Here is a 25291-nt window from a genome sequence, read left to right on the forward strand (position 1 = left end):
TTAAATGCCCAAAATTCCTTTTACGAATATTTCTATTCCAATGCCGATAAGAATGAGTCCGCCTACAATGGTAGCTCTTCCCGCAAGCTTAAGTCCGAATTTTCTTCCAAGGCGGAGTCCTATTCTGCATATAACAAAGGTCACCGCTCCGATAATAAGCGACGAAGCAACTGCCTCTGCTACCCCGTAGTCTGAAATCGTAAAGCCTACTGATAGCGCATCTATCGCTGTGGCAATGCCCTGAATCATAAGGAGCTTAAAGGTTAAGGGCTCCTTCTCTACAGGTTCATCGCTCTTTTGCTCAACAATTCCTTCCTTAAGCATCTTCGCGCCGATATATGAAAGAAGAATCAGGGCAATCCAGGGAATCGAAGCCTGGAACTGAGTGAATAAGGTAGCAATCGTGTGTACACATATCCATCCAAGAAGAGGCATCAGAAACTGAAATCCCGCAAAAGTACCTGCAATTACATTTTTTCTCCTGGGACTCATGGCCGGATCGGCCATTGCATTAGCTATAGATACAGAAAAGGCATCCATCGCAAGTCCTATTCCCAGCAAAATGGAATTACCGATAAGAAGTATTAAATTTGTCATAAAAAATCTCCAACTTTATCTAAAAAAAGTATACTCACAATTATGCACTTCCAAGCATGCTAAAGTCAATCAACAGCGGGATTTTTTTATTATCATTCACTGCGCCTTCGCTGTATAATATTTCTATGGAAAACGAAAAGACAAAACTACGATATAAAAGAATATTGCATACCTCCCTCATTGGGATTCTGGTCAATATCGGACTTGTAATAATAAAGTCCATATTCGGAGTGATGGCGGGCTCTATCGCTATGCTTATGGATGCCCTGAACAACCTGACTGATGTAGTGAGCTCCGTGGTCACCATAGCAGGCTTAAAGCTCTCTGAGAAGGCACCTGATGAGGACCATCCCATGGGACATGGAAGAATCGAGTATATCAGTGCTGTAATTGTAGCCATAATCATTATCTATGCAGGAGCGACCGCCGGCTTTGAATCCATAAAAAAGATCCTAAAGCCCACTGTTACCAATTATTCAGGCTATAGCATCTTAATTCTTCTCATCACAATTTTCACAAAGTACTCCCTTGGAAACTTTGTAAAGCACCGCGGAAAAGAAAACTCATCTCCCGCCCTTATTGCATCCGGACAGGACGCGATAAATGACTGCATGATCTCACTGGCAGTTCTGGTATCGGCAATCCTGTCTATTTTTGCCCATATACAAATAGATGCATATATAGGTCTTTTAATAGCTCTTTGTATTATCAAAGCAGGCTTTGAGCTTCTTTTCGATGATATGAATGATATTCTGGGAAGACGCGCAGACAGAGAGCTTGCCGACAGACTAAAGGCGTATATTTCAGGCTTTGAAGAGGTTTTAGATGTCCATGATCTTGTTCTCCACAATTATGGTCCCGAGAGACTTATAGGCTCTGTTGTCATTGATGTGGACAGCAATATGACAGCCAATGAGATCTATAAGATAAGTCACCACATAAAGGATGATGCTCTTGATGCCTACAACATTATCCTCAGTGCGATAGGTATATGCGTTGTAAACAGCGAAAGCAATGATATGCGCGATGAGATCATAAGACGCCTTGAGCATATAGATGGTATATTACAGGTTCATGGAGTTCACATAGATATTGAAGAAAAAAGCATTGATCTGGATGTAATTGTAAGCTTTGATGCACAATACCCTGACGCAGTAGTTGACCACGCAAGGATGCATCTCACTGAGAGCTATCCCGACTACACCATAGACATCCACAGCGACAGAGACATGTAGCTTCCACAAAAAATCACAGCCATTACGTAATGACTGTGATTTTATTTTGCATATTTAGTTGCACTTCATGGGAATCAGCTGCAGATTCCCTGTTCCGAAGAATAATGAATTACGGATCATTCCGATCCTGTAAAGATTAAGTACATAAAACATCTTATACATAATTATAGGTAATCCAAATACTCTTATAAGCTCTTCCACTGTAGGCTGATAGCCGTGATTTCTGGAATAGTTTCCAACAAACTCCGCAATTTTCAGTTCAAGTAAACCCATTTTCATACCGTCCTTTCCAAATTTTTTGCCATAAAAAACCCTAATAAAGATGGTAACAAGGTTTTGTTATCAAATTGTGTTCATAATCTTAATAAAAATTGAACGCCAAGTTTCCTCGTATATGTGATAAAATATTAAAAATTCATAAACAACAGCAAAGGGGGATCCATCATGGCCAGACAAAGTAGCGTCAAAAGAGCTCTTGAGGCAACAGGGAGCTTTGCCAGCGCACAGAAAAATATTGTAGTTCAGTTTCAGAACAAGGATCGTAACACAGATGAGCTTTTAAAGCAGATCAAGGAGGATGCCATATTAAAGGGCGTATCCGAGGCTGATTTCAAAAAGATTGATGTCTATGTAAAGCCTGAAGAACAGAAAGTATTCTACGTTGTTAACGATAAGGTCAACGGTTCTATTGACTTCTAAGGAGGAGGAAAAATGTCTACAATATTTGTAGTCGCCAATCAAAAAGGCGGTATTGGAAAAAGTACAACAGCAACAAATCTTGCCGGAATTTTGGGGAAGAAGGCAAAGACACTTTTAATAGATGCTGATCCACAGTGCAATAGCACCAGCACCTATGAAGCTAAAATTGAAGACGTCGCAACTCTTTACGACGTAATCATTGACTCAGACAAGCTTCCTATTTCAGAAGCAATTCAGCACACAGAAAACGGAGACATCGTTGCATCCGACCCTCTGCTTGTAAAAGCTGAGAAGATGCTTGACGGTGACCTTGAGGGCTTTTACAGATTGAAGGACGCTCTTGATGAGCTTGCGGGCTACGAATATATCGTTATCGATACTGCCCCTTCACTTAACGTAATTCTCTATAACTGCCTTATCGCCGCTGACAAGGTTATCATTCCCGTAACTGCAGACTCCTATGCCATGCAGGGTATTCAGCAGCTCCACGACACTATCATGTCAGTGAAGAAGCGTCAGAACAAAAATCTGTCTATCGCAGGTCTCCTTCTTGTCAGGTACTCAGGCAGGTCCAATCTTGAAAGAGAAACCCGTGACAACATAGAACAGGTTGCCAAGAAAATGGATACACGTCTGTTTAAGACTGTCATCCGCGAATGCGTAAAGACAAAGGAAGCACAGGAAGCTAAAAAACTCCTTATAGACTACGCCCCCAAGTGCAATACCTGTCTTGATTACATCGATTTTTCAAAAGAGCTTCTTAAGAAATCAAAATAAAAACATTTTTATGTGAACAAAAACTCCGTCTCAAATCTGAGGCGGAGTTCATTTTTTCTATTCATGTAGCTTTAATTAAGGAATAAGTCCCTGAATCAATATAATAAGTATCAATATTGGAAGAACAAACTTAAAATAGTTTTTCAAAAAGGCAGGCATCTCGCGACCTGATCCTGTATTTGTCTCTGCAAGATACTTATCAAATCCCCAGCCAAATTTTGTTGTACAGAAAAGCAGGAATATAAGTGATCCACCGGGAAGAAGCAGATTACTTACAATAAAGTCCTCAGAATCAAGGACGTCCCTTGCTCCTATGATGTGGAGATCACTCCACACGTTGTAGCCCAGAACACAGGGAATACTTGCGATTAGAATAAATGCACCGTTTACAAGAATAGACTTGCCTCTGCTCCAGCCAAAATTATCTGAAAGGAACGCCACCAGATTCTCAAATACAGCTGTAACAGTTGAAAAGCTTGCAAAGGTCATAAATACAAAGAAAAGTGTTCCCCAAATCCTTCCCATGTTCATATTCATAAATACTCTGGGAAGAGTTATGAAAATAAGTGAAGGCCCCTGACCTGGCTCAACATTAAAGCTGAAGCATGCAGGGAAAATGATAAGTCCGGCTATAAGTGCAACAAAGGTATCAAGCGCACAAATTCTCACTGCTTCTCCTGTAAGAGTATGATCCTTTGACATATAGCTTCCAAATATCTCAATGGCGCCGATTCCAAGGCTTAGTGTAAAGAAGGCCTGGTTCATGGCAGCGCTTATAACTTTTCCTATTCCCACCTCCATAGCTCTGTTCCAGTCGGGAAGAAGGTAAAACTTCACGCCCTCAGCGGCATTACTAAGTGTAAGTGAATGACCTGCAAGAACTATGATAAGAGCAAGAAGTCCAATCATCATAATCTTGTTTACTCTCTCAAGGCCATCGGCAACACCAAGGCTCAGCACTCCAAAGCCAAAAATTACTGTAAGAGCCATGAATATGCCCATCTCCTCAGGATCTGCAAGCATGGAAGTAAATACATCTCCCACATTTTCGGGATCAATCCTTGAAAACTGTCCGGAAGCAAATTTAAAGAAATAGTCGACCATCCAGCCTGATACGGTTGTGTAATACATCATCAGAAGATAACAGCCAAGCATACACAGCCATCCGTGTATATGCCAGTGCTGCCCCTTTTTCTGAAGCTTCTGATATCCACGGACAACCGTCTTACCGCTGGCTCTTCCTATTGCCAGCTCCATGGTCATTACCGGAATTCCCATAAGAACAAGGAACACCAGATAAAAAAGTACAAAAACTGCTCCTCCGTTAGCACCGGCAACATACGGGAATTTCCATACATTTCCTATTCCGATAGCACATCCTGCACTAACTAAAATAAAGCCTAGTCTGGAGCCAAAACTCCCTCTCTCTTCGTTCATTTTTTAATATCCCCTTTTTTATACAAAACTCTATTGTATAATCATATTAAGAAATTACTATTTTATCAACAAAGGTGTACTATGGATTTTCATAAAGCTTGGGAAGAAAACGAAATAAGGTTATCAGAGAACGAGGTAACTCACCGTCAGCAAAACGATGAGTACATGTTCTATCAAAGTGTGGCAAATGGTGATATCGACGCCATTCAGGACAATATCGACAATCACAGGTTCCTTGATTCCAACGGAACTGGAACATTATCAAGAGATCCTCTTCAAAATCTAAAATATCACTTTGTAGTCAGTGTTGCGCTCATCACCAGAATCTGTACAGAAAAAGGAATGGAAATGGAACGAGCCTTCAGGCTAAGCGATTTTTATATACAAAAGCTTGACGACATAAGCTCCATACAGGAATTATCCAATCTCCACTCAAAGATGGTAATGGACTACACAGTGCGAATGAAGGACCTTCGCCACAACGCGAATCTCTCAAAGACCACCAATGAATGTCTGAATTACATTTATGCCAATGTAAATGACAGAATAACAATTGATGATCTGGCTGACCATCTGGATACATCCACAAGTCATATTTCAAGGCTTTTTAAGGAAGAGCTCGGGATATCCCCCAGCGATTATATCCGCAATGTAAAGCTCGATAAAGCCAAGAACCTTTTAAGATTCAGCGATTATTCTATTATAGAGATTTCCAACTATCTCTCATTCTCTTCACAAAGTCATTTTAGTAAGCTCTTCTTCGAGGATACCGGAATGACACCAAAAAAATACAGAGAAACCTATTACGGAACAACCTGGAAGTGATACACTTTCAGGTTTTCTTTTATAATTTCAATGTAAGTACATTCAGTCCCAGTACGTTCTGGTAGGTAACATCCTTTGCAAGCTTGTAAACCATACGTATGCCTATGTTCTTAGTAATATCATCTGCATCGTCTATATTATTTCTGGTTGCAGGATCGAACGCTACACAGTCATCCTTTATTCTGAGAATAAGGGTGTCATCCTTTGTAACGGTCTTAATATCGACAGAATGGTTCTTCTTATCCTTGGTAAAACCATGGGCCACAACATTTCCTGCCATTTCTTCCAGGGAAAGTCCTGCGATCATTGATCTTCTGTGATCAATTCCCTTTCTCTCACAAAATTCCTGTACTTTCTCGGAAATTCCTGCCACCTCATCCATTTTGTGGACTGAGAGCTCAAGTACATGATCATCAGGCACACCAAAGTCCTCGGGAAATACCATCAGGTCTACCAGATTTCGAGGTATATGTTTAATATTTACAGCTGCATAAAGGAAAATAATTATTGTAGTCAGTACTCCATTGATAACATTGGCAATATAAACTGCATTCATGCCAATGGAGCCAATCAAAAATGACGCTCCGGCTGCAACACCTATAACACCGTCAACGATTGCAAGTATATTGATAAGAACATTTTTTCCTGATGCCTGTGCATAGCATGTAAAATGCATACACAGTATAGAAAACGGCATACAAAGTGGAAGAATCCTAAATCCCCACGCTGTCATCAGATAAACCGGCTGCGTAGGATCATGATAGAAAATATTGGTGAACGGAACGGCAAATGCTATAATTCCTGCACTAACAGCGCATTGTATCAGCATATATTTTGTCAGCATAACCTTCATGATTTCTGTGAGTGCATGCTTATCCTCTTCACCCATGCCTATACTTATGAGTAATCGTGAAACAGCAAGCATGCCACCCGGAATTGCCCAGAAAAGTCCCATAAAGTTGTTCGCAGTGCCGAAAGCAGAAATACCGGCGCTTCCAACATACGCTGCAAGAAGTGCGTTTACGATCAAACCTCTTCCGGCCTGATATATATATGAAAGGCCACTGGGAATACCCTTGGTAAATACTTTGAAAGTTTTCTTTATATTAAATGCGGAAATAGCAAAACCGATATAGGATTTCCCTGACATGAAGTACAAAGCTTCAACCAGACAGAACACCCACATTCCAAGTGAAGAAGCAAGTGACAGTCCAAAGGCTTCCATCCTGAGCGCCTGGACAAATAAATAATTAAAGAATAAGTTTGCAAATATAAATGTCACACTGGCTACTACCGATAGTCTCTGCCTGTTTTCAAGGGAGAGAAATACTGTCAGCTGATTTCCAACAATAAATGGAATTATACCTATAGCCTGACCTAAAAGGTACCTTCCAAAAAACGGGATAACGTTTTCATCCTGTGTGAACATGTAGACCATGGGAGTAGTTCCAATAGCTACCAGCACCAGTGAAATAACTATAGATAGCAAAGCGGTAATAGTTATGTCTCCGGTAAAAATTGCCTTGACTTCATCTCTGTCATTCTGTCCAATATATTTACCACATATAATCGCAGCACCACCTACAAAGACTGAACTGAGTGCCGAAATCAGCTGGTTTAATGGTGCATATAGTCCTACTGCAGTCATTGCATCTATGCCTATGTAATTAGTCGCAAAGTAACTGGAAACAATTGCGTTCACACTTCCTATAAGCGCAAACATGATCTGAACAGGCAAAAGATGTAACATCAGCCTTGATATCATTTTTGCATTTCCACTTTTTTTACTCATAATAGCCCCTGATCATAAGAAAAAAGACAATAATTACATTAAAATTTTACCATGCAACATTTATAAAAATGCGATTTAAAGAATTTTTTAATGAAAGATTTAGATTTACATAGCAAAAGGCACTTTGACATTTCTGCCAAAGTGCCTCCGCCGTATTTTTTTAACAAAGTATAGGGAGTTTTTGTATATGAAAAGCTGTTATTTACGTACGAAGGTTACATCTGTAAGCCCCGCATCCTCAAAGAGATTAACAACTTTCTCATAGCTTTCATCATCATTTGCCCAAATGATAACCTTGAAGTCCTTGTTAAGCTTGCAATTCTTGAAAGCGTACTTCTCGATCTTCTTAAGCTTATTACCTTTTACAGTAATACTTCTGAGCTTTTTACAGCCGCTGAAAGCACTCTTTCCGATGGTCTTAACATTCTTACCAAGTGTTACCTTCCTGAGCTTTTTATTGCCCTTGAATGCATTCTTGGCAAGCTTGGTTACCTTAAGCTTTGTTCCGTCAATAACAACTGATGAAGGAACTGTTACATTCTTACCTGTTGATTCAGGGTTCTGCTTGTAGCTGACACTCTTTTTACCGATCACTGTGTAAATTGAGTTCTTTGTAACCCTGATTTCACCCTTTTCAGCCTTGCCGTTGTTATTAACCTTGGTCTGCTCTTTTGTCTCGTCCTGCTTAGCCTCTACAGTATCAGCTGCCTTCTGAGACTCATCTGTCGTAGTCTGCTCCTCCTTGTCTTCTACTGCAGGAGTTTCCTCCGGCTCATTAGAGGGCTGCTCTGAGGGCTCTTCAGAAGGATTTTCTACAGGCTCCTCAGAGCTATTAAGCTTATCGAACTCTTCCTTTGTCAGCTCGACAAGTTCAATATCATCAACATACACATCGTGCCTGCTCTGGATTCTCACACCACCTATTGAACCAAAGGTAATGTTGAATCTAGTCTTTGTATCAGTAGCATTAGTCATCTGGAATGCATGAGAGAATGTCTTCCACTCACTTCCAACCTCTACTTCACCTGTTCCGCTATAGTTAGCCCAGTCGCCACCATTCTGCTGCAGGCAGTACTTGATAATTCTGTCCATAGTGGACTTTGCCTTAAATGATACATAGTAGTATTTGCCTTCTTCAATCTTAAGGCCGTCCTGATTAAGCTGGATGTACCAGTCGTTGCTTTCTCCTGTATCTTCGATTGTAATTGCAAATGCATTTTCATTGCCGTTCATGCTGTCGATGACATAGTTAGCCTTTGCTGCATTGTCGATATAGGGAGACCAACCTGCTATTCCTGCGCTGAAGGAGCCATTCTTAAGAAGTGCCTTCTCTGTCAGGAATACATCATCCAGGTAATAGGTTCCGGGCTTTGTAAATGAAAACTCAATGTCAGACTCTTCTCTTGTAAGGTCCTTGTCGAGATTTATTATCCTGCTAAAGGTTGTCTTCTCAGTAGTAAGCTCAGGCACAAACTCCTCACCGACTACATTTACTCTAAGGCCATCTGCTTCTCCTCCATCATGATAAGCACTGAAGGAAAGGTCATACTGTCCCTTTATAAGAGGTGCCAGATCAGACTGTGAAATCTTTACAGGATCAGCTTCGGTTGCTCCTTCCGGAACCTCAATCTTAACCATGAGCTGTCTGTCATTTTTCTTATTTGTTACGGAAATCTGAGCTGCATCTTCCTCATCAAATTCCCAGTAGCCAAGTCTCTTTTCACCCTGGTCGAAGGAGCCGTTATAAACATAGTTTCCATCCGGACGGATAACCTTCTCGTTGTCCTCCTTAACCTCTTCCCCTGACTTGTGAATAAGCTTAACGTTCTTGATTGTTACAGGTGCTACGGAGCCCTGATTACCAAGATTGAACTCCAGTGAACCGTTAGGATCTGTCTTTTCATTCATTGTAAATGCATAGGTGTAGTGAGCCTCACCTGTTGTTATGGCAAAGGGTGTATCCTGCATGTATCTTGTCCAGCCTTTGTCAGGGCCTTCAACATCTACAACTATCTTTCTATCCTCTGTAGCATATGCATCAAAGGAGAGCTCGTAATCCCATCCCTTATACATGGGTATACCTGTCTGCTTAAGCTGGATTGCATAGTCCACTGATCCATTTGCAGAAGGTGTGATTGTAACAGCATTATTTTCTACAACTGCTGTTGATCCATCAGCATCAGACTCTGTATGAAGAACCCAGTTACTATTAGAATCACCGGTCTCATCGCTTTCAATGCTCTCTGTGAAGCTGCCGTTTAATACGTAGTTACCCTCTTCATCTGCTTCTCTGTAAACTACAGGCTCCTTTTCAGGGCGCTTTGCTTCATTTTCACCCTGCTCATATTCGCTCTCATCCTTCTGATAAACACGAACATAATCAATGGCATATTCCTTGTCATTTATAGCGTCAAGGTCAGGATCTCCTACCCACGAGCCGCCTACTGCAAGGTTCAGTATAATATAGAAGTTCTGGTCGAAGGGTGCAGGATATGTGATCTGATTATCATCATCTGTTCCTGTGTACCAGTCGCTTGTCTCATAGACCTGCTCATCATCTACAAACCATGTGATCTTACCGGGCTCCCAGTCAACTCTGAATACATGATAGTCATCTGAAAAGCTGCTGTCTGTAAGCGTCTTTGTACCCTGGTTTTCTTTGTGACCATTTCCTGAGTTATATCCATAATGAATGGTGTGATAGGACTTATCTGTGTTCTGTCCCATAACCTCCATGATGTCGATCTCACCGCACTTAGGCCACTGTCCATAAAGGCCCTCGTCTGTAGCCATAAGCCAGAATGCAGGAAGGAAGCCCTTTCCTTCAGGCACCTTAGCTCTTGCTTCAAAACGTCCATAGGTAAAGTCGTGCTTACCCTGGGTTGTAATTCTTCCGGATGTGATCTCGCTCTCTGTTCCTAATGAGCTGCCGGACTTGCCGCTTCCCTTTATGAGAATTTTTTTGCCGCCGTACCATTTCCATCCATTAGTATCAAGAAGACTTATCTCACTGACTCTGTCAATATCAGATGCAGCATCCATTGAAAATACATATTTATGTCCCGGAATAAGCTTTAAGCCTCCCTGCTGTAGCTGTATATTCCAGTTTTCGTTGCCTGCATTATCTATTTTGATATTGATACTTCCGTCTTCAAAATTGTAAGTTCCTTCAGCGGGAGCTGTTATACCCATATTCCATGTATCCGGGTTATCCAAGCCTCCGGCAAGAATATTTACTTCCTCACCCTCAGTTACATCAACAAGGGAGATATTTTTAAGAGTAACCTCTGCCTTTGAATCAAAAGCCTCTGTATTATCAGGAAAATCATCTGCAGCATTAACAGCTCCGAAATTAATCTGAAGCGCAATTGACTCAGACTCTTCCATATCTTCTCCGACATCAACCCCCACATTGAATGTCTCGAAGGTTCTCTCAGAGGACTCCTCTGATCCCTCCTCTGCTGCTTCGCCTGCAACATATTTAGGAATAATATGAAGCGCACCATCCTTAACCGCAATATTCCCACCATCCAGTGATGTATATCTCTGCCATTCTGAGTTAACCCAGCCCGGATCATGCTTTTCCACATTCCAGTCGTCTGTGTTCAAGCTTTCGCCATCAAACTCATCGCTCCATACCAGAGAATAGCCATCACCTGTGTCTGCAGGCTCTTCCTCAGCCCTTGCAGTAAGCGGAATGCTTGTAACAGTCAAGGCTGTTGCCATTGCCATAGCAACCATTCTTCCCCATTTTCTTTTTCCCATGTCCTTCTCCTTCCAAACTCAATTGATGAATATATCCTATTGAATTTTAGAAAGAGTTTATATCAAATTTATGCTTTTTTTATAATTTTCATATCGGCGCCAAAAAGTAACAAAAAATGACATGGAAGTCTGCTCTGTAACAGATATCCATGTCATTCACATTTTTATAGTTTATGCTCAGCCTGCATATATCAGTCCTTCAAACAGATCATCGATATTTCCCTCCGGAAGGGCTGCAGGATAATCGAAGGATGTATATGTAAGTCTTATGATCTTACCACCGTCGATAGTAAAATCCATGTACGTTTTCTCATCTGTACGAAGGGGAACAAAATGCGTTCCTACCTGAATTGTCACACCGGCATTTATCACCTTTCCATTTTCATCCACTTCATCACCCTTGATCTCAGCAGTGGAAACTGCATCCTCAGTTTTCCAGCTGAACTTATATTCATCAGAGATCTGAACCGGCATTCCGTCATCTCCGACCTCATACGAGGTATAGCAGGTGTAGGTTCCAAAGGCATCTCCAACTGAGCCAAAGTGCATGTTGTACGGATTGGAATACAATGGCTCAGTTTCTGTGCCCTTCTCATAATCAAAGTTCTCAAAATAGTGATAGTGCTGTTTTCCAACATACTTAACATCGCCGCCTGTAATGTCAAAAACAAGGAGCTCGCAGTAATCATTATCAGTAGGATTGATGTAATAAACGTACTCCTTACCATCCATCGTTGTTATCTTATAGGTTTCAAAATGATAATCACTTGGAACATTAAAGCCTGTATCTGCCTTTGCTGATTTTCCATTTAAAACCAGTTCAAAGGACTCAGCATAAATCCAGTCATCATACTCTTCCATGCCGGCTAATGGTGTATACCTGAAGTGCAAATAATCTATATCAGAATCATTTCCTTCTTTTACAAACATAAGGTTTCCATTCTGACAGTCAGGTGCATTAGTGTCAGGTATGAATTTATCCTTTATAGTCCCGGGATACTCAGTGTAGCCAATAACTATATCCTGCATTCCATCCGCATAGGAAGCGAGCTCATATACATTAAAAATAATATGCAGACCATCATGGGCAAAGTACCATTTATATCCCAACTCAAAAATATTGTTTTCTGAATCATTTATGGGATTAAATTTATAATCCTTAAGATTCTCATCAAGGGACACAAACTGATTATCATACTCCTGAATCTCAAGGAGCTTCTTTTTAATAATCTCATCCAGTTCTTCCTTGGTCACATCAATGACATCTGATATATCAAGAAGTTCACCTGTCTGAGCATCATAGTTTGTACCGCCAGCGCCATACATTCCATGGGCTCCGCCCATATAATTGTCATCCCAGTCATATATACTTACAACTGTATTATCTGCTCTTTTCACTGTGATATCACAGTGATCATAATATGGACCAAAAAAACTGTAGCCTTCTTTAGCAGAAGTTTCATATTGTTCTTTTGCATCCTTTATTGTTTCTTCAACACAATCTTCAGTAATTTTAAATGATTTTTCTGCAGCATCATTTATATTCTTATAAAGAGCGGGATATTTTGCTGCTGATTCTTCATCTACATAGATAAAGGCAAAATCTCCTTCATATAAAACACCGTTGGAGTAATCCTTTGAATTCTCATTTGATTCATCGAATTTTGCATCGCCGTCGTATTTCTGCGAAAAGGATTTTCTGGTAATTCTGAACGAAGGGGCTTCCCATTTGTAAGATACCCTGGATTCAACAGTTTCACCAGTCTCTTCCTCGGAATCTGTAGCTTCCCCGGTGCTTTCAGACGGCTCCTCTGTCGCATCTGCTACAGTATCCTCTTTTGCTTCCTTTACATTGTCAGCTTCTGAAGTTTTGTTCTTATCGATTATAGATAAAAAATCATCCCCTGTATCAGCCTGCGCATCGGTTGAACCGTTTTCTTTACCTGTTTCTCCCAGCTTGTCTGCCAAACTGCAGCCTGAAATCATGGATGCTGTCATTGCAGTACAAAGCAAATATGTAACTATTCTTTTATTCATTTCCATTCCGCTCCCATATAGTACAACACTTTTTCCCTTTTTCTTTTGACTTATATAAAGCCTTATCCGCCATCTTCAAATTATCAGCCAGGGACAATCTCGAATCAATCTTGCATATACCACAGCTAAATGTAATTGGCATCTTTGTATCCTTATGCTTCAAGTTTTCCAAAGCCCCATTCAAAATGCTTAACGCAATTTCAGGTTCTTCATATATCTCGCCTACAAATTCGTCGCCGCCCCATCTGCACAATTCTCCATCATCACCTACGGAATCCTTGAGCTCATTGGCCATGGTCTTTAGCACAGTATTTCCATATAAATGTCCAAAGGTATCGTTGAAGCTTTTAAAATCATCAACATCAAGAATAAACAAAGAACCAGCCGTTTCTTTTACATGTTTTTTCAGCTTGGCATTATGTCTTTTATCAAACCTCTCCTTAAAGAGCTTGTTATTAAATAGTCCGGTAAATTCATCAGTATTTTCAGCAATCGAATTTAAGTCATGTATTTTTTTCAGGAAAGTGAAGCTGATCAGAATATAGAGAACAATGATAATAAATAAAAATGTCACTCTCATATAAGATCGTTTCAGCAATTCACTTATCTCATCCGAAATGTCTTTCTGCACAATGATATTCCATTTCAGATCCTCGTTCTTTTGGACAGAGGTTATCTTATTCCCATTAGTCCAAACATGACCATTACTACCAACATCCATCAAAACATCTTCTTTAGATATACCAAGCTCATTGGCAGCGTCTTCTGCAGTCTTGTATACCCCGGAGCTCCCGGTAAAGGAATTATGCGCATTGCCGGTATTAACAATACAAACATTTATATCAAAAGATTCTATTATTTCATTGACAGAAGACTCAAAATCATCGATTTTCTGCCCCACTCCAACTACACCTGCAATATCACCGGCTTCATTAAGTACCAGGCAATTCACAAATAGTGTTACGCTAAAATCATTTACCTCGTCATGGTCAATCTGTATATCATATTCCTGATTCAGATCAAGGAAATTGAAATACCATATATCAAAATCGTCATCCTTTGATATAACCTTATTAAGGCCGCCATCATAGTAATAATTATAGGTTTTGTTCGACACAAAGAACACAACATCATAGTTATATTTTTCTTTGTATTCATTCAGGTATCCATACAACTGCTTTGCATGTTCGGAATTTACATCTGAGGTCTCTTTATTACACCATTCCTTTAAAAATATATCATTTGCCATCATCTGAGATGCAACTCTTTGCTCAGAAGAAATGCTTGTGATACGGGATTTGATGTCTATAGATGTCAGCCCAACATCGTTTTGCGCCTGATTTCTGGCCGTTTCTTTATAAAAAGAAAATTCATTAAACTGAATACCGGCAAACACAACCACAATCAGTATGATTATAACTATATTCGCTATTGCGGTATAATTCTTTTTCTTCATATTGACAGTCCTTTTTTAATTTTCATCGACTACCAGCTGTAATTATATCATTCAGATTTTCACTGCTCAATTATTCCGAGTAAATACGCTGCCACTCCCAGGAACCAGTGCACTATCCACACTCCAGGTAAAGCTGGTGTGTCTCATCATTTCGATAAAAAGAAACACACCAAGCGCATCCTCAGCCTGAACCATATAAGCGATTGAGAATGGTCTTCCCAAAGATTCCCATAATGCATAAAACAAGAGCCATGCACATATTCCACTCATTAAGATAGCCAGTAGTGCAGAGGCATCATGGAATTTTTGTTCCATCTTTTTGGCTAATTCTTCAGGATCGGTGATGTCATCTTTTATCTTATGTTTTTCAGCTATATGAAAAGGATCAACATGCTTATGCTCCATATTTCCCAAAGCAAATCCTCCTATGTTCCCATACTTACATTTTAATTATCCTATATAGCGCTTAAATGCTGCTAAAATGTATATTAAATTTGGGTTAAGTCCTATATTTTCATAAATGAAAAAGAGATATGGCGAGACAATACCATACCTCTTTTTCATATAATACGAATAATAATTTTGAACGAGAATTATAACTTTCCACCGGAAGTAGCAATACCTTCAATGAACTGCTTCTGAAAGAATACATAGATAACTATCATAGGGAGACATGCAATAAGTGCTGCAGCCATAAGCTCGGGATAGTTTGAAGAGAACTGTCCCTGCATCTTGGAAAGTGCACTTGCAAGTGTTGTCTTGTTTGTATCAGGACAAACGATCATGGGCCACATGAGGTCTTTATATGCGAACACTGCTGTAAAGATACCAAGAGCGACCATTGATGATCTGGTAAGTGGAGCCATGATAAACAGGAAGGTCTGTCCAATGTTACATCCATCAAGTCTTGCCGCTTCTTCCAGTTCCTTGGGAAGTCCCATATAGGCCTGCCTTAAAAGGAAGGTTCCGAAGGCAGATACAAGTCCGGGGAACAGAAGTCCCAACATTGAGTTAGTCCATCCAAGCTTACTTACCATTACATACTGAGGGATGATGAAAATCTGTGAAGGAATCATCATCTGGAAAAGAACAAGACCAAACATGAAGTCCTTTCCAAAGAAGTTCAGTCTTGCAAATGCGTAGCCGGCAAGTGTAGCTGTAAGCACCGCACAGAGAACTCTCAGTACTATCATCATAATTGTGTTGTAGTAGAGCTTTACAAAGTTGACGTTGTTCATAACCTCTTTGAAGTTATCCATCCTGAATTTGGAAGGAAAGATTACGAAGGGATCCATCTGTGTAGACTCTCCTACTGTCTTAAATGCTGTAAGGGCCATCCATAAAAAAGGCACCAGCATTATGAAAGACATTATCGCAAGTATTATATATATCAAAATCTTATTTCTATTTCGTTCCATTTTTTTACACCTTTTTCCTTAGTTGTAGTGAACCCATTTCTTCTGTCCTATCATCTGCAAAACAGTAAGGAGCAATATTACCATCAGCAGAACAACCACAACAGTGGATCCATATCCTTTATTGCTCTGTGTAAATGAATACTTATAGAACAGGCATACCAAAGACTGTGTCTTTTTAAGTGCCGGATTGTTATTATCGATTACCATGTAAATAACATCGAATACCTGCATCGCAGCAATTACTCTTGTAACAAGTACAAAGAAAATTGTGGGTGAAATGAGCGGTACTGTGATGTTAAAGAACTGCTGTACTCCTGAAGCTCCGTCGATTGATGCAGCTTCATAAAAATCCTTTGGAACCTCCTGAAGTCCTGCCAGGAAAAGAACCATGTTATATCCAATAATGGACCATATACCAATAACAGCGATTGAATAGATTGCGATGTTAGGATTTGAAATCCAGTTTGTTTTTCCGGGTAAAATATGGTTCAAAAGACCGAACTCAGAATTGTAAAGCCATCTCCAAACCATAGCTATTGCTGCAGGAGCAGCTACCATAGGTAAGAAGAAAATTGTTCTGAATGTTCCCTTTCCTTTAATTTTTCCATTAAGGAAAACAGCGAGCACAAGTGAAATTGCTATCGAAATCGGAACCTCTACTATTGCATATTTTATTGTATTCCAGAGAGCCTGCCACACTTCTGTGTCGGCAAATACCTTAGCATAGTTGTTGAATCCGACAAATATGTTTCCTTTTCCAAAATCACCAGTCTTGAAAAAACTCTGATATATTGTAGAAAAGATCGGGAAAATATTTAAAATAATAAGACCTGCCATAGTCGGAAGTATGAAAGCCCATCCCCAAATAAACTCACTTTTTTCTCTTGATGTCATTTTGCTTCTTGCCATAATTTATATCTCTCCCTATAAAGAGTAGGAGAAATTGCTTCCTCCTACTCTAATGTAAGCTTATATTTTACTGAGTCAGGTCGGATACGGGGTCCGTAATCGCCCAAAGTACGTGCGATAACGGTCCCCAGCTCCTACTCTAATGTAAAACTGTTTAATTACTCTTCACTAAGAGTCTGGTTCATGCTGTCGCAAATTTCTTTGCAGACATCTTCAACACTCTTCTCACCTGTCCAAGCTTCCTTAAGCTTCTCAGTCTGCATGTCTTCCCAAACTGTTGTGTACTTTGAGTAAGGTCTGAATACGAGGTCTGCCTCAAGCATCTTCATGTGGCCATTAAGATCGAACTTATCTGTGCAGTTAACCCAGAGATCTGAGCATCCTTCATAAGCTGACATTGTTACACCAAGCTCTGCCTGTTTCTCCTGCATTTCCTTGGAACCAAGCCACTCGATAAGGCTCCATGCTGCATCGGGGTTCTTTGTGTTAGCTGAAGCTGCCCATCCAAGACCGTTGTAGATAGAAACTCTCTTGCCTGTCTCTGCATCCTTAGGAAGAACTGCTACGTCACAGTTCTCAGCTGTGTATTCGTTGTCCTTGAATGCTGCTACCATCCATGAACCCTGTGTTACCATTGCAACCTTGCCTGACTCGAAAAGAACGTCTGCGCCAGACTCAGAAATTGTGTTAAGGTCAGGGCAGGAACCAGCCTGTACCATGTCTACGAAAAGCTGAATAGCCTTGATTGTGCCGGGCTTATCATAGCCTGAAGCCTTCTTGTCATCGCTTATGATCTCTCCGCCCATGGAGTATACTGCATTATAGAATGAATCCTGGTTGTTTGAAGGTGCAATTGCATATCCCCAGTGATCATCGTTTGTGAGCTTAGCTGCTGCTTCTGAGAAGTCATCCCATGTCCATGTGTCATCGGGATAAGCAACGCCCATCTCATCAAAGATTGTCTTGTTGTACCAAAGAGCGATTGTATCGATATCCTTCGGAACTGCGTACTGCTTTCCATTCAGCTGATAAAGATCTACGATACCCTGATAGTAGTTAGCCATATCAATCTTATCGCTTCCAGAAATCTTATCTGTAAGGTCCATAAGCATATCGTTTTCCATATACTTCTGAGCCTGATTGGAATGCATCCAGAATACGTCGGGCATCTCGCCGCCTGAAGCGCCTGCCTCAAGGAGTGTCCAGTAATCATCCCAGCCTACAACCTGAATTGTAGCCTTAACACCTGACTCTGCTGACCACTCGTCGATGATCTGCTGAAGTCCGGGTCTCTGGTTCTCATCCCAGATAGTAACTGTGAGCTCGCCTTCAACACTGCCCTTCATCTCTGTAGGAGCCTCTTCTGTAGACTCAGCTGTATCAGCAGCTGCCTCTGTTGTCTCTGTGCTCTCTGCTGTAGCCGGCTCTGCGCCTCCAGTTGAACCTGAGCCTCCGCAGGCTGCCAGTGACATTGCCATTACTGAACTCATAAGTAATGCTGCAAGTTTTTTTGCTTTCATAATTATCCTCCCTTTATTATGTGCAATTTTTGGTGTTTCTCAAAAACTATAGTAATAATACTAGTATTATGATTTTATTTATATGGAATAATAATAACTTTTCATGTCATTTTGTGACATTCTTTTTCAAGATATACATACTTGATGTGAAATCGCCATCTGCGAAGAACCATTCCTTATCTCCATCAGGCACCTGTATTCCGCCCTCCATAAGGATATCTCCGTACAATTCCTTCTTCTCATCCACTGTATAAACAGCATTGGGATCAAGTCCCTTAAGTCGTATTCTTACTATTCCCTCATTAGGGCTCTTGAGGTTTTTATATACCGCAACAAGCGCTGTGGACTTATCCTTTGAAACAACCATCCATGCAGAAATATTCTTCTTAAAGGGTGATTCTAATCTGTAGAGATCACCATACTGCAGAAGCTCACGGTATTCCTTCATGAACTTTATCTGCTCTTTTACTTGGGCAAAATCAGCCTCTGAAATCTCATTAAGATCAAGCTCATATCCGAAGGTACCAAAGCAAGCAATGTTCGCTCTGTCACCTATTGCAATTGCTCTTCCTGTCTGAAGGTTCGGAGATGCTGATACGTGTGCACCTACCATTGATAACGGATAACCGTAGCTGGTACCGTACTGAATCTTTATTCTCTCATGGGCATCTGTGTCATCAGAGCACCATGCCTGAGGTGCATAGTACAGGATTCCCGCATCAAATCTTGATCCGCCGCTTGCACAGGATTCAAAGAGAATGTCAGGGAATGCCTTTATCAGTCTCTCATAGAGGCTGTAAACACCCAGGATATATCTGTGATATACCATACCCTGAACGCCTGCAGCTGCTCCCTGGCTGTAGCACTCCGTGATTGAGCGGTTCATGTCCCACTTGATATAGCTTATATTTGCATCTGCAAACACTGCATAGAGCTGGTCAAAAATGTTATCAACAACCTCTTTCTTGGAGAAATCAAGAACCATCTGATGTCTTCCAAGGGATCTTACTCTGTCAGGAGCAGCCAGCACCCAGTCAGGATGTGCTCTGTAAAGATCTGAATCCTCATTTACCATCTCGGGCTCGATCCATATACCGAATTTAATCCCAAGGTCATTTACCTTTTTAGCAAGCCCTTTGACACCTTCCGGCAGCTTTTTGGTGTTAACAAACCAGTCACCAAGACCTGCGTAGTCATCATTTCTTTTACCGAACCATCCGTCGTCGAGAACAAAGAGCTCAACTCCTGCTTCCTTGCCCTTCTTAGCGATTTTCAGGATCTTTTCTTCATCAAAATCCATCTCTGTTGCTTCCCAGTTATTGAGAAGAATAGGTCTGGGTGTATTCTTATATTTTCCTCTTACAATGTTGTTGTTCATGAAGCCGTGAATACTCTGACTGAGGGCATTTAATCCGCTATTTGAGTAGCTGATTATAACCTCGGGAGTCTCAAAGCTTTCGTCCTTCGCAAGAGGCCACTCGAACCATCTGGGATTGATTCCCATAAGGATTCTGAGCTTTCCGTAAGTATCTGCTTCACTCTGTGCAACAAAGTTACCACTGTATACAAAATTGAGACCAATTGCCTCTCCCATGAACTCGTCAGTGTTTTTTCTCTTAACAATGACGAAGGGATTGTAGTTTGCACTGGAGTGTCCGCGCATACTCTCTATCTGGGTTGTTCCGTTTGAAAGGCTTCTCTCTACAGGGTATCTCTCTCTTCCCCATGTACCTTCAAACTGCATCCAGTTATACTCTACATCCGGAAGATCAAGACAGAGGCTGAGAGCCTTTGTGAGCACAACTTCCTCATCTCCTGCGTTTTTGATAGATGCGTGACGGCAGATTACAGGGTACTTTTCCCATACTGTGTAAAAAAGTGTAACCTCAACCTTTGCAACCTCATCGACGCACAGGATTTCAAGGGTTGTAGCCTCATCATCCGTGTTGGTATAGGATGCCGGAAGTCCATTTAGCGGCTTTTTGCCATTGTAAATACTGTGACTCTTATAGATGAGATTAGTAACCCTTGAGCCGTTCTTCTGCTTTATCTCATAGGCAGGAGTTCTGAAATCACCATTGCCAAATGCAGGATATTCAAGCATTGAGAGCTCTTTGGTATAATTCTCATCCTCTTTTAAATTGCAGCAAAGAGGCCTTACTCCCTTTGTCTGAGTGTATGTTATCTTCTGATTTTCATTTATTTTTCTCCCAAAATACAACTGTCCAAGCTCACCGTCAGGGCAAACGCCCATACAGTAGCTCACCTGAGAATTGAACAAATGAAACTGCTTTTCTTTTTCATGAAATATAATTCCCATCTTGCCTCCCACTTTGCTTATTTTTTATAATGTTAAGTGAATACGTACATCATTATATTTGTGGTACGGCTTCATGTTTATGTCTAAATATCATTTATTTATGTCAGTATGTGACATTATGAGCAGCAAAAAATTTCACTTTTTTATATAAGGGGATTTCAAATCATGATAGTTACAGGCGTTGATAAGGTTAAATTCGTTGATTATACAAAGTCCAATGACTTCTATTTATTTGAGGTAGGAAAATATAAATGCGGACCCGGATACAGCTATGGTCCTATCGTAAGAACAAGAACCATTTTTCATTATGTTCTGTCAGGAAAAGGTCACCTCGTAATAGGCGACAAGAGATTCGACATACATGAGCATCAGGGCTTCCTTATCCCTGCAAGGGTCAAGGCTTACTATGAGGCAGACACCGAGGAGCCCTGGGAATACGCCTGGATTCACGTGGACGGTCCAAGAACCCTGGAGCTCTTTGCAAGTGCAGGTATCACCTCGGAAAATCCTATATACAACCCTGTATCAGATTCCTCCATGGTCTATGAATGTATTGCAGAAATCTTTCGCAATAGTGACAGGGAGTGTTTTTGCTATGCAAAGGTTTATGAATTTTTTGATTATCTGATCGCCACCTCGGAAAATCAGGTAAAGAATGACGTAGACCCACGCCTTGCTTACGTAAAAAGCGCTATCAGCTTTATTCGTCTCAAATATTCTGAGCCCATAGGCGTAGAAGAAATTGCGGCAGCCTGCGGACTTAACAGAAGCTACCTGACAAGACTCTTTAAGCATGCAACAGGCTACACTCCGCAGGCATATCTTGCCAGCTACCGCATAAAAAAGGCTTCTGAGCTGCTTCAGGAAACCTCAGAGACCATAAACTCGATTGCGTTTCTGGTCGGTTACTCTGATTCCTTCACCTTCTCAAAAGCCTTTAAAAGATATCGTAATGAATCACCAAGTGATTATAGAAAAAAACTTGGCAAGGGTTAGTACTAACTTATAAAAACAGCAAAACTTAGCGGTTATAATCTATTCTCTTATCTATTTCATTTACACAATCATAGATAAGCTCACCATTGCGTGATGCGAGGATAAGCTTATCATGGTCAAGCTCATTAACAAGATATAAGTAAACATCCATATCATGAAGCTTATACGCCTGATAATATTGGTCACATGCTTCACACATACTATCATCCATATGACTCCACAACTCTTTATAAGTAGGATCCGTCTCCACAATCTTAAGCATGTCATCCATGCCGTCATACCACATGGTAATTATGATACAATCATCTTTTTCCTCAAGCTCATAGCCACCTTCAACCGGAGATGATGAATCCAAAGCTGCTTTTGTGTGCTCTATAAGTTCTTCCCTTGTCATACTCGCCGGATCCACGCCGGAGAGTCCGGAAAGGTCTTCTGTTTCTTCAGTAACGGTTCCTGTCTTTGGTACTGAATCACTCCCATTAACAGATCCTGATGTTGCATAAGCTTTGGTTGCAGGTACAAGCATTACCGACATCATCAATGCAATAACTGAGGTAGCAATAAATTTCTTAATAATCATAAAAAAGTCCTCCTTTAATTATTACTTTCTTCTATTCCTCTCTTTTACAAGAATATTTATATTCTTTTTTTCAATGTCATTCAGAAGTCCATCCTGAATCTTATCGAATTCTGCAGGCTCATACATTCCCACATACCATGATGTACTATTAAAATAGTTCTGCAGCTCTTTGTCCTTAAAACGTCTGCCATGTCTTGCATAGATCTCATTTAAAGCAATCCTGAGTTCATAGTCTGACAATATCTGTGCATCAAACTCTGATATCAGGTTCGTTGACGAATACGGAAAAACAAATTCATAAGCGGCATTATATCCCTGGTTTTGCTGTATTGAATTATAGTAGCCACTGTTGTAACCATCGTTATAGCCATCACTATAGCCATTGTTGTAGTTGTTATTGTACTGATTATTGGCAGGACCATTCTGTGTATTATTAGGGTCGTAATAGTAAGAATTCGGAGTATATGTGCAGACATGTGTCTGACCGCCACTACTTATCCTTACGGTGTTCTTATCATCGGAAACCGCTATAAGCATTTGCGTTGTTACATCACCACTATTCTCAGGCCATGCCATATAGCATCCATGCCCTACGGGAGTAAGAGTGCAGGTCATATAGACTTCACCGGTCTGCATATACGCAATTTGTACTTTCTGTGTGCCGCCGGTATTGTTTAGCTTAAAAATCCAGATATTACCATTACCTTCATAAGCTCCTTCATAGGGATCAACATCCCAGGTTCTCTGAGTTCTCGTGCTGTCCCATGCTCCATTTTCTCCACAGTAAAAGCCGTCAGAGGAATAATTATTCTTTACAATACAGCCGTCGTATCCTACAAAAAACAGCATATCCTGATCCAAAACCCAACAGTTTCTGACAATCTGGTTTGTGCTGTCTCTATACATCCACACACCATCACTGTTTTTCTCCCAGGTGCCACCACTCATCGCATACCTTCGCGGACTGTCAGTGCCATTTTCGCCACGGCTGTTAATTTCCATCACAGTAGCCGCATCCTGTTTTCCGGTGTGAGCACTGGTAGGAAGAATGCCCGATATCAATACCATTCCCGTCATAAAAAATGAAGCAATAATCTTTCCGTAGTGTCTCATGGTGACCTCCCTTCCGATACAGATAGATTTTTTTCTTCAGAAACAGAAATCTATAGATTATTGCGTGCATTTCCACTTTTGCACGCAAGAAGTCATAATCCTAATCCTCATCCACATATGAATCAGTATATTTATTTCTTATCGCTTCTATTTCGTCATAATGTTCAACAAACACATCAACAATCTCAGGCGCAAACTGCCCACCTCTCTGATTTTCTATCTCAGCCTTTGCTTCCTCCGGTGGCCATGGTTCCTTATAGGAGCGGGCACTTGTAAGGGCATCATAGACATCAGCAACGGATACTATCCTTGCATATATAGAAATTTCTTTTCCTTTAAGCCCTCTTGGATACCCCATTCCATCCCATCTCTCATGATGCTCATAGGCTATTATTTTTGCCATGGACATGATCTCACCTTTGCTGTGTGAGAGAAGATAGTCTCCATATCCTGAGTGCATCTTGATAGTCTCAAATTCTTCAGGTGTAAGCTTCCCGGGTTTTTCGATTATCTCATTAGGAATCATAAGTTTTCCTATATCATGCATCATTGCTGCAACCTTGATATATGAGACTTCAAGATCTCCAAGCCCCGCACCTTTTGCAAGGATGGCAGTATATTCAGATACTCTTCTGACGTGTTGCCCCGTCTCTCCTGATTTAGCCTCTGAAATAGTTGCGAAATCCCTGATAATATCCGTCTGGTTATCCTGGAATTTACGCATATATGTAATTTTATCTTCCTGCTCCTGCGACAAGGTAATATTCAACTTTGAAAAGCCTGCAGCTGCAAGCACGGACATTATCACAAGAGCATCAATCCATATGATAGGAATCGTAATTCCATACGCTCCAAGCTCCGGTACAAACAGATAGGCTACATAACAGGCATCCATGGTTATGAAAAGCGAAAGGTTATAATAAAATACCGGTTTCCAACTGACTGCATCCTTGTGTCCAAAAATATAGTCCATCTCTTTATGATGAATAAGCCCCAGCACAACCTGCTCACCTATATAAACGATCAGGTATGACAAAGGAGAAAACGAAATAATCTGTGCAAATCTGTCCTGAAGTATAAACTCCATGTACACCGTTCCTATAATAAGTCGATCTTCATGCAGGAGTTTAGCGCATATAAAGCTTGGAATTATGTATATAAAAAGATCAATAATTATCTTTACCAATGCATATACTGCATTGAAAGTGACCTGATCAGATATTATTGGTTTAAGTATTAAATATCTGATCGGCACAACCAAAAGAATCTCGGAAGCAATGGATATAACTGTGCAGGATAAAAAGAAAAAAGCCGCAAAGTACAACAGCCTGCTTATACCCTCACGCTTTTTTAGTGAAAAACGTGTGCATATGCAGGCAAAGAACAGTGCGACTATCAGTCTTGGCCAGTAATAAGTGATTATCTCCTGCACGTCCTACCTCCGGTGGACTATAATCAAAAGATTTTATAAAAAAAGGCATAGAGCCCCCTTACCCCATGCCTTTTTCTAATATTCATTCTCTCATATAATTCTAAAAACTACGTAAATCGCGCTTTAAGAATTTCTTAAGATTGTGTTCGATACAAACTCATTAATTTAGTGTTATACTCTTCGCCGGGTGCTGCCTTAAAATGCGGTAGCGGTCAGTCCTTTACCGGAGTTATCCGAGAACTTCCGATCCCGGAGGTGATCATTATGGAAAATATGTGGGAAAGGCTCGAAAGAGATAGGTGTTTGAATTAATACTTGAAATCACAGGTATTGTAGTCACAATTATCGGGATCATTGTGACCATCATCAGTATCTGTGTTACA

General features: G+C 40.6%; 20 protein-coding genes. 5 read left to right on the plus strand and 15 right to left on the minus strand.

Annotated elements, in window-relative coordinates:
- On the minus strand, nt 1-597 hold the full coding sequence (locus G587_RS0102525; RefSeq protein ID WP_026490960.1) for a manganese efflux pump MntP: 597 nt from the start codon (nt 595-597) through the stop codon (nt 1-3).
- 125 nt (nt 598-722) lie between these two features.
- Between G587_RS0102525 and G587_RS0102530 the strand changes: the two genes are divergently transcribed.
- Nucleotides 723-1832, plus strand: coding sequence for a cation diffusion facilitator family transporter (locus G587_RS0102530; protein ID WP_026490961.1), 1110 nt, complete (start codon nt 723-725; stop codon nt 1830-1832).
- Between the two features lie 54 nt (nt 1833-1886).
- On the opposite strand, the gene G587_RS0102535 is transcribed toward G587_RS0102530, so the two are convergent.
- The gene (locus G587_RS0102535; RefSeq protein WP_026490962.1) at nt 1887-2111 is read right to left on the minus strand and encodes a hypothetical protein; all 225 of its coding nucleotides are present in this window, start codon (nt 2109-2111) and stop codon (nt 1887-1889) included.
- Nucleotides 2112-2276: 165 nt separating this feature from the next.
- Here G587_RS0102535 and G587_RS21095 point away from each other — a divergent pair, with 165 nt between their 5' ends.
- Together G587_RS21095 and G587_RS0102545 are read left to right on the plus strand one after the other, a co-directional pair.
- A complete protein-coding gene (locus G587_RS21095) occupies nt 2277-2531 on the plus strand; it encodes a DUF6465 family protein (protein WP_035785317.1) in 255 nt (84 codons plus the stop codon).
- Between the two features lie 12 nt (nt 2532-2543).
- On the plus strand, nt 2544-3308 hold the full coding sequence (locus tag G587_RS0102545; RefSeq protein WP_026490963.1) for a ParA family protein: 765 nt from the start codon (nt 2544-2546) through the stop codon (nt 3306-3308).
- 75 nt (nt 3309-3383) lie between these two features.
- Here the strand turns inward: G587_RS0102545 and G587_RS0102550 are convergent, their stop codons facing one another.
- Nucleotides 3384-4745, minus strand: coding sequence for a sodium-dependent transporter (locus G587_RS0102550; protein WP_026490964.1), 1362 nt, complete (start codon nt 4743-4745; stop codon nt 3384-3386).
- A gap of 81 nt (nt 4746-4826) precedes the next feature.
- On the opposite strand from G587_RS0102550, the gene G587_RS0102555 reads away from it, so the two are divergent.
- On the plus strand, nt 4827-5570 hold the full coding sequence (locus G587_RS0102555; protein ID WP_026490965.1) for a helix-turn-helix domain-containing protein: 744 nt from the start codon (nt 4827-4829) through the stop codon (nt 5568-5570).
- A 19-nt stretch (nt 5571-5589) separates the two neighbouring features.
- Here G587_RS0102555 and G587_RS0102560 read toward each other — a convergent pair whose 3' ends face one another.
- The 9 genes from G587_RS0102560 to G587_RS0102600 form a co-directional block, all read right to left on the minus strand.
- Nucleotides 5590-7362 carry an MATE family efflux transporter gene (locus G587_RS0102560; protein ID WP_026490966.1) on the minus strand — a complete coding sequence of 591 codons (1773 nt, stop codon included), beginning with the start codon at nt 7360-7362 and terminating at the stop codon, nt 5590-5592.
- Nucleotides 7363-7560: 198 nt separating this feature from the next.
- The gene (locus tag G587_RS24060) at nt 7561-11127 is read right to left on the minus strand and encodes a carbohydrate binding domain-containing protein (protein WP_051200579.1); all 3567 of its coding nucleotides are present in this window, start codon (nt 11125-11127) and stop codon (nt 7561-7563) included.
- A gap of 177 nt (nt 11128-11304) precedes the next feature.
- On the minus strand, nt 11305-13164 hold the full coding sequence (locus tag G587_RS0102570; protein WP_026490967.1) for a DUF3298 and DUF4163 domain-containing protein: 1860 nt from the start codon (nt 13162-13164) through the stop codon (nt 11305-11307).
- Nucleotides 13157-14620: a sensor domain-containing diguanylate cyclase gene (locus G587_RS0102575; protein WP_026490968.1), complete on the minus strand. Its 1464-nt coding sequence runs from the start codon at nt 14618-14620 to the stop codon at nt 13157-13159. The genes G587_RS0102570 and G587_RS0102575 overlap by 8 nt, the downstream gene beginning before the upstream one ends.
- A 66-nt stretch (nt 14621-14686) precedes the next feature.
- Nucleotides 14687-15034 (minus strand): hypothetical protein, encoded by a 348-nt coding sequence (locus G587_RS0102580; protein ID WP_026490969.1) that lies wholly within the window; start codon nt 15032-15034, stop codon nt 14687-14689.
- A 179-nt stretch (nt 15035-15213) separates the two neighbouring features.
- Nucleotides 15214-16038, minus strand: a complete 825-nt coding sequence (locus tag G587_RS0102585; RefSeq protein WP_026490970.1) for a carbohydrate ABC transporter permease — start codon at nt 16036-16038, stop codon at nt 15214-15216.
- 18 nt (nt 16039-16056) lie between these two features.
- The gene (locus tag G587_RS0102590; protein ID WP_026490971.1) at nt 16057-16947 is read right to left on the minus strand and encodes a carbohydrate ABC transporter permease; all 891 of its coding nucleotides are present in this window, start codon (nt 16945-16947) and stop codon (nt 16057-16059) included.
- Nucleotides 16948-17105: 158 nt separating this feature from the next.
- Nucleotides 17106-18467 (minus strand): ABC transporter substrate-binding protein, encoded by a 1362-nt coding sequence (locus G587_RS0102595; protein ID WP_026490972.1) that lies wholly within the window; start codon nt 18465-18467, stop codon nt 17106-17108.
- A 106-nt stretch (nt 18468-18573) separates the two neighbouring features.
- Nucleotides 18574-20787 carry an alpha-galactosidase gene (locus G587_RS0102600; RefSeq protein ID WP_026490973.1) on the minus strand — a complete coding sequence of 738 codons (2214 nt, stop codon included), beginning with the start codon at nt 20785-20787 and terminating at the stop codon, nt 18574-18576.
- A gap of 165 nt (nt 20788-20952) precedes the next feature.
- On the opposite strand from G587_RS0102600, the gene G587_RS0102605 reads away from it, so the two are divergent.
- Nucleotides 20953-21783 carry an AraC family transcriptional regulator gene (locus tag G587_RS0102605; protein WP_026490974.1) on the plus strand — a complete coding sequence of 277 codons (831 nt, stop codon included), beginning with the start codon at nt 20953-20955 and terminating at the stop codon, nt 21781-21783.
- A gap of 25 nt (nt 21784-21808) precedes the next feature.
- Here the strand turns inward: G587_RS0102605 and G587_RS0102610 are convergent, their stop codons facing one another.
- The 3 genes from G587_RS0102610 to G587_RS24065 form a co-directional block, all read right to left on the minus strand.
- Nucleotides 21809-22363: a hypothetical protein gene (locus G587_RS0102610; RefSeq protein ID WP_026490975.1), complete on the minus strand. Its 555-nt coding sequence runs from the start codon at nt 22361-22363 to the stop codon at nt 21809-21811.
- Between the two features lie 21 nt (nt 22364-22384).
- Nucleotides 22385-23476, minus strand: coding sequence for a YARHG domain-containing protein (locus tag G587_RS0102615; RefSeq protein ID WP_026490976.1), 1092 nt, complete (start codon nt 23474-23476; stop codon nt 22385-22387).
- A gap of 100 nt (nt 23477-23576) precedes the next feature.
- Nucleotides 23577-24908, minus strand: a complete 1332-nt coding sequence (locus tag G587_RS24065) for an HD-GYP domain-containing protein (protein WP_051200581.1) — start codon at nt 24906-24908, stop codon at nt 23577-23579.
- Nucleotides 24909-25291 lie beyond the last annotated feature (383 nt).

The sequence above is a fragment of the Butyrivibrio sp. XPD2002 genome (genome assembly GCF_000423945.1).
In the GTDB taxonomy this organism is placed as follows: domain Bacteria; phylum Bacillota; class Clostridia; order Lachnospirales; family Lachnospiraceae; genus Butyrivibrio.

Excerpts from the sequence above, each read along its gene's own strand:
- G587_RS0102600 (WP_026490973.1), bottom strand. The coding sequence starts at position 20,787 with ATGGGAATTATATTTCATGAAAAAGAAAAGCAGTTTCATTTGTTCAAT.
- G587_RS0102545 (WP_026490963.1), top strand. The coding sequence starts at position 2,544 with ATGTCTACAATATTTGTAGTCGCCAATCAAAAAGGCGGTATTGGAAAA.
- G587_RS0102555 (WP_026490965.1), top strand. The coding sequence starts at position 4,827 with ATGGATTTTCATAAAGCTTGGGAAGAAAACGAAATAAGGTTATCAGAG.
- G587_RS0102590 (WP_026490971.1), bottom strand. The coding sequence starts at position 16,947 with ATGGCAAGAAGCAAAATGACATCAAGAGAAAAAAGTGAGTTTATTTGG.
- G587_RS0102585 (WP_026490970.1), bottom strand. The coding sequence starts at position 16,038 with ATGGAACGAAATAGAAATAAGATTTTGATATATATAATACTTGCGATA.
- G587_RS0102595 (WP_026490972.1), bottom strand. The coding sequence starts at position 18,467 with ATGAAAGCAAAAAAACTTGCAGCATTACTTATGAGTTCAGTAATGGCA.
- G587_RS0102575 (WP_026490968.1), bottom strand. The coding sequence starts at position 14,620 with ATGAAGAAAAAGAATTATACCGCAATAGCGAATATAGTTATAATCATA.
- G587_RS0102525 (WP_026490960.1), bottom strand. The coding sequence starts at position 597 with ATGACAAATTTAATACTTCTTATCGGTAATTCCATTTTGCTGGGAATA.
- G587_RS0102530 (WP_026490961.1), top strand. The coding sequence starts at position 723 with ATGGAAAACGAAAAGACAAAACTACGATATAAAAGAATATTGCATACC.
- G587_RS0102615 (WP_026490976.1), bottom strand. The coding sequence starts at position 23,476 with ATGAGACACTACGGAAAGATTATTGCTTCATTTTTTATGACGGGAATG.
- G587_RS0102560 (WP_026490966.1), bottom strand. The coding sequence starts at position 7,362 with ATGAGTAAAAAAAGTGGAAATGCAAAAATGATATCAAGGCTGATGTTA.
- G587_RS0102570 (WP_026490967.1), bottom strand. The coding sequence starts at position 13,164 with ATGAATAAAAGAATAGTTACATATTTGCTTTGTACTGCAATGACAGCA.
- G587_RS0102610 (WP_026490975.1), bottom strand. The coding sequence starts at position 22,363 with ATGATTATTAAGAAATTTATTGCTACCTCAGTTATTGCATTGATGATG.
- G587_RS0102550 (WP_026490964.1), bottom strand. The coding sequence starts at position 4,745 with ATGAACGAAGAGAGAGGGAGTTTTGGCTCCAGACTAGGCTTTATTTTA.
- G587_RS0102535 (WP_026490962.1), bottom strand. The coding sequence starts at position 2,111 with ATGAAAATGGGTTTACTTGAACTGAAAATTGCGGAGTTTGTTGGAAAC.
- G587_RS0102605 (WP_026490974.1), top strand. The coding sequence starts at position 20,953 with ATGATAGTTACAGGCGTTGATAAGGTTAAATTCGTTGATTATACAAAG.
- G587_RS21095 (WP_035785317.1), top strand. The coding sequence starts at position 2,277 with ATGGCCAGACAAAGTAGCGTCAAAAGAGCTCTTGAGGCAACAGGGAGC.
- G587_RS24060 (WP_051200579.1), bottom strand. The coding sequence starts at position 11,127 with ATGGGAAAAAGAAAATGGGGAAGAATGGTTGCTATGGCAATGGCAACA.